Origin of the sequence: Brevibacterium picturae (genome assembly GCF_030453725.1) — a bacterium.
GTDB lineage: Bacteria > Actinomycetota > Actinomycetes > Actinomycetales > Brevibacteriaceae > Brevibacterium > Brevibacterium sandarakinum_A.
Genome location: NZ_JAKDJU010000195.1, coordinates 1 through 5,175 on the forward strand (window position 1 = coordinate 1; position 5,175 = coordinate 5,175).

General features: G+C 63.2%; 5 protein-coding genes and 1 tRNA gene. 4 read left to right on the plus strand and 2 right to left on the minus strand.

Translation table 11 applies throughout. From position 1 onward, the window contains the following. The first annotated feature begins 27 nt into the window (after positions 1-27). The 3 genes from L0G76_RS13875 to L0G76_RS13885 all read left to right on the plus strand — a co-directional run bounded on the left by L0G76_RS13875 (position 28) and on the right by L0G76_RS13885 (position 2,606). Complete coding sequence (locus L0G76_RS13875) at positions 28-954, plus strand: AEC family transporter (protein WP_304357757.1); 927 nt, start codon at positions 28-30, stop codon at positions 952-954. Between the two features lie 93 nt (positions 955-1,047). Beyond that, positions 1,048-2,097, plus strand: a complete 1,050-nt coding sequence (locus L0G76_RS13880) for a TIGR01906 family membrane protein (RefSeq protein ID WP_304357758.1) — start codon at positions 1,048-1,050, stop codon at positions 2,095-2,097. 299 nt (positions 2,098-2,396) lie between these two features. Further along, positions 2,397-2,606: a hypothetical protein gene (locus L0G76_RS13885; RefSeq protein WP_304357759.1), complete on the plus strand. Its 210-nt coding sequence runs from the start codon at positions 2,397-2,399 to the stop codon at positions 2,604-2,606. A 56-nt stretch (positions 2,607-2,662) separates the two neighbouring features. Here L0G76_RS13885 and ppk2 read toward each other — a convergent pair whose 3' ends face one another. Beyond that, the gene (gene ppk2, locus L0G76_RS13890) at positions 2,663-3,565 is read right to left on the minus strand and encodes a polyphosphate kinase 2 (RefSeq protein WP_304357760.1); all 903 of its coding nucleotides are present in this window, start codon (positions 3,563-3,565) and stop codon (positions 2,663-2,665) included. Between the two features lie 103 nt (positions 3,566-3,668). Further along, complete coding sequence (locus L0G76_RS13895) at positions 3,669-5,021, minus strand: MFS transporter (RefSeq protein WP_304357761.1); 1,353 nt, start codon at positions 5,019-5,021, stop codon at positions 3,669-3,671. Positions 5,022-5,088: 67 nt separating this feature from the next. On the opposite strand from L0G76_RS13895, the gene L0G76_RS13900 reads away from it, so the two are divergent. Beyond that, a tRNA-Leu gene (locus L0G76_RS13900) sits at positions 5,089-5,165 on the plus strand. Positions 5,166-5,175: the final 10 nt, after the last annotated feature.

Genomic DNA, 5,175 nt, shown 5'->3' on the forward strand with positions numbered 1-5,175 from the left:
CCGGAAAGCGAGGACCACCGGTAGCCCATGCTGGCTGTTTTCGAAGGCTTCGCCGTCATCGCAGGAGTCATCCTGGTCGGATTCGTGCTGGGACGATCCGAGGTTCTGGGACCCAATGGGCAGCAGGTCATCGCGAAGCTCGTCTTCTATGCCGGCACCCCCACCCTGCTCTACGTCACGGTTGCCGACACCGACCTGGGTCTGATCTTCAACACAGCGCTTCTGGCCACAGGAGGCTCCGCACTCATCGTGGGCATCCTGCTGTTCGTCCTCACCCGATACATCCGCAAACGCAGCACCGGCGAGGCGATGTTCTCCGCATGGGCTGTCAGCTATGTCAACATCGGCAACCTGGGCATCCCGATCGCGGCCTATGTGCTCCACGACATCGGATATGTCGCTCCCGTACTGCTGTTCCAGCTGCTCATCCTCGCCCCCATCGGCATGGCCGTCCTCGACGCTGCGGGCAAGAAGAAGCCAGACCAGCATTGGTATTCGGGCCTGTTCCAAATCATCAGGAACCCCATCGTTCTGGGCGCGGCCGCGGGTGTGGCCGCCTCGGCGACCGGCTTCGAACTCCCGCGCTTCATCTTCGAACCCATCGACATGATCGGTGCCACCGCAGTCCCTGGAGCCCTCCTGGCCTTCGGCATCTCACTCAAGGACGGTTGGGCGCTGCCGGCTCCCGGAACTCGAAAGCAGCTGACCTACATCACGATCGCCAAACTCGTCATCCAGCCGGTGCTGGCGTGGGCCATCGGCGGTCCGCTGCTGGGATATTCCGGCATCGCGCTGTTCGCCATCGTCGTCACCTCGGCTCTGCCGACGGCACAGAACGTCTACATCTACTCGATGCAGTACCGACGATCCGAAGCGCTCATGCGTGATGCGGTCTTCATCACGACCGTGCTGGCGGTTCCGACCCTCGTCGTCATCGCAGCCCTGCTGGGCTGACCTGTCGAGCCGAGCAGTACGCCACCTCGGTGATCTGGGGCTCAGTGGCGTGTCGGAGCCCGCTTGCCGTCCCAGGTCCATGACAATGGGAACGTGGCTGGAGACGAGAAGAACGAGACCGAAGACCTCCTGAGCAGGCGGATGAGTTCAGGGTCCAGTAGCGCTGCCGAAAAGCAGACGGAGCCTCCCCTGGAGGCAGCGAACGATCCGTCCACCGACACCGAGGCGTTCGACCCGATTAGGGATCCCATCGCCAAGGACGAGCCCAAGCCCTCAACCGGGCCCGTGCACGTGGCACCTGCCCATTCGTCGAACCCTGCCGAGACCACCCGGACCCGCGAGGTTCCTGCCAACTCCCGCACAGCCGTGATGAGTGAAGCAGACTGGGCCGCCGTGACCCAGGCTGCAACGTCAACCGAAACCCACGACCCCGAGGTGCCCGAGCGGCGCCGCAGCGTCCTCGATGTCATCGGCACCATCTGGATCACCCTGGCCACACCGTTCATTCTGCTGGCCCTGGCCGTTCGATTCGTGGCCTCGGGACTGTTCCTCAAGTTCGAGTACTTCCGGCCCGGGTTCCCTTCCGACCAGTTCGGCTTCGGCAGCGCCGACCGCGAGCACTACGGCACCTACGTCATCGACTACCTGTCGAACCTCGACTCCCGGCGCTACCTCGCCGACGTCATCATGCCCAACGGCGAACCCATCTTCATCTCCGAAGAGCTCAACCACATGGCCGACGTCAAGGCCCTCATCTCGCTGCTGTACCTGATCGCAGTGATCGGCCTCATCGGCGCGGTCCTCTTCGGGCTCTACATGTCGCGCAGGCACGGAATGGGCATCCACGTCGGACTGCGCCTCGGCGCCATCATCAGCATCGTCATCATGGCCGCTGCGGCAGTGCTGGCGTTCCTCGGCTGGGACACATTCTTCCGCGGATTCCATCAGATCTTCTTCTCCGACGGGACATGGGAGTTCTACGCCGACGATTCCCTCATCCGACTCTTCCCACCCCAGTTCTGGGTCGACGCGGGCATCGCCGGAGGCGGCCTCTTCGTCCTCCTCGCCATCATCCTCTTCTGGCTCAGCTTTGCCGGCCACAAGAAGCGTCGCGCGCTGAAGAAGGCTCGGCGAGAAGCCTGAGCGCTGCGGGCTTCGCGCCCGTTCGAACACAGCGGGCTCCAGGCCCGCTCCACGATTCCGGCCGGGTGGTCTTTCCCCTTCTACCCGGCCGCAGCTCTTTCCTGCGGCGCGACATGGGTGTCGGCTCCGCGCCAGATGCAAATTCCCACCGATCGCAGGTCAGCGTCTTGATCCCTCATAGCGGTGTGACTAGCGTCGAGAGCACGGATCGTGATGTCCGGGTTCGCGGGCACTCTGCCGACCATCGATCGGCTTGATTGCCTCGAACGCAGCTCGAGTGCAGAGAGGAGCAGAAGACCATGAGCGATGAGCAGAGAAATGCGGAGGGCAGCGTGGAGACTCCCGAGGAACAGCTCGAGCGCATTGCCGCAGAGCACGACGTGCCGATAGAGAAGGATCCGAAGGACGCCCAGGCCGAGGCCGAAGATTCCCTGCCCGACGAGGAACGCGACGTCCGCGGTGGAGATACGAAGGAAGATGAGGACACCGCATCAGAACCCCCGGACTGAGCAACCTCGGCGCAGACCGGGGAGATCGGGATGTGCAGGCGCCCTGGCGCTGATCCTCAGTCGTCGACGGCGTCGCGTCCGCGCCGGACGATGATCGGATCAGGTTCGTAGACGACCGAAGTGTCCTTGTCCTCGTAGTCGAACTGGTTGAGGAAGTAGCGCATGGCGTTGAGTCGTGCTCGCTTCTTGTCATTGCTTTTGATCGTGATCCACGGAGCGTGATCGGTGTCCGTGCGTCGAAACATCTCTTCTTTCGCCGCGGTGTAGTCGTCCCAACGATCCAGGGATTCGAGGTCCATGGGAGAGAGCTTCCACTGCCGCACCGGGTCGATCTGCCGGATCGCGAAGCGAGTCCGCTGCTCGCGCTGGGTCACGGAGAACCAGAATTTGGTGACGTGGATGTCCGAGTCGATGAGCATCTTCTCGAACACCGGAGCCTGCTCCATGAACGTCTCGTACTCGTAGTCGGTGCAGAAGTCCATGACGCGTTCGACGTTGGCCCTGTTGTACCAGGAGCGGTCGAACATGACGAACTCACCGCTGGTGGGCAGGTGGCTGATGTAGCGCTGAAAATACCACTGCCCTGCTTCCTTGTCCGAGGGTTTGTTCAGTGCCACGACACGCGCCGCACGCGGGTTGAGATGTTCCGTGAAGCGTTTGATCGTCCCGCCCTTGCCGGCAGCGTCACGGCCTTCGAAGACGATGACATGCCTGGCGTTGGTGTCCTGCCCCCAGTACTGGAATTTCAGCAGCTCCACCTGCAGCTGGTACTTCTCCAGTTCGTATTGTTCCCGGTCCATGAGCTCCGGGTACGGGTACCCCTCACGCCAGGTCTCGACCGCACGGCCCAACGGGTCGATGAGATGCGGATCGGTGGTATGGGAGTCTTCGACCGCGTAGCCTTCGATGCGAAGCTTGTCGATGTATTCGCGCAGATTCTCATTGAGCAGGTTATTCACGAGCGCTCCTTAGCATCGACGGCATCAGTCTTCTTCAGCGGCCTGGCCCCTCACTTCGCGGTCGTCACCAGCCCTCAGGCACAGTACCGAGCAGAGGTGAACATCAGGTTATCCGATCGATGTCCCGTTTCGGAATGATTCCCAGACTGAGCAGAGGTGCGATCGCGACGAAGGCAAAGGACAGAGGGTAGCCGAACACGGTGACCAGGGCGCCGAATCCCGGCCCGAGGATCGCGGACATGACGAACTGTCCGGTGTTCTGCGTGCCCATGGCCTTGCCCGACCATTGGGGTCCTGCAGCCTCGGCGACCGAGGCGAAGGCCAGCCCATTGTCGGCTACCGAGACCGTTGCCGCCAGGATGAACAACACGGTCGCCACGATGGGCAGCGGGGTGAGCGAGATCAGCGCGATCGCGGCAACGAGGACCATGGCCGCAATCGCCACGATCCGCATCAACCCGACCCTGGAGCCGAGTCGATCGGAGAGGCCGCCGACGATCATGCGCCCGATCGCTCCCACGATCTGTGAGGCGGCGACGATGCCGCCGGCGATGCCCGCGCTGATGTGCTGGTTCGCGATGAGCCAGATGAGGCCGTAGGTGGAGAAGGCGAACTGTGGGATCACCAGCAGCGCGGAGACTGCGTGGATCCGCCACAGGAACGAGTCCGTCCGGTAGGGGTTGCTCGTCGAAGGCGGCGTCTCCACCTCTCCCGCCGCCGAGGTGGGGCCCGGCCGAGAATCGTCCGTGGACGTGCCTACGGGACTGGAAGCCGCCTCGGCGCGGGGAGGGTCCCGAACGAGCCCGAGGCAGATGACGGCCATGACACCGGTGACGATGACGACGAACCACAGGTATCCGACAAAGCCGTCGGACGCGGCGATCGGTGGGACGGCCAGGGCCGCCACGCTCGTGCCCAGGGGCTGCGACATCTGTCTGATTCCCATGGCCAGACCGCGGCGGTGGCGGGGAAACCAGCCCATGACCACGCGCCCGCTGGCCGAGTTCACGGATGCGGCTGCAGCGCCGGAGGCCGCAATGATGATGACCATCCACACTGGTGAGCCGACCACAGCCACGGCCAGACCCGAGGCCAGAGCCGTCAAGGCGATTCCCAGTGTCATGGCCAGTCGTTCGCCGAACCTGTCGGCAAAGGCCCCCCAGGCGATGAGGGTGAGGATGAGGCCGAAACTCGGGGCTGCGGCCACGGTGCCGGCCTGAGTCAGCGTGTAGCCGAGGACCGTGTGCATATACGGGATGAGAAAAGCCGGCCCGGTGATGGCGACAGTCGCCGCCATCTGGGACAGCACTCCGACGACGAGGATCACCCAGGCCTGTCTGCTGGGCGGATTCTCTGTCATGCGTTTGAGACTAGCCGTCTCACATACTATTCGTCGTTGCGTCTCAGATCGCGGCGCAGACCTCGTGACCGTGTCTCGGATCGCGACGGACCCCATTACGCTATAAAGTGAGTGCTGGCACTGTGATTGCAGTGCCGATGCGGCGCAGGCAGCGTCCGCATCACCCCCTATAGCCCAATCGGCAGAGGCAGTCGACTTAAAATCGATCAAGTGTGGGTTCGAGTCCCACTGGGGGGACCAACGAAACAGC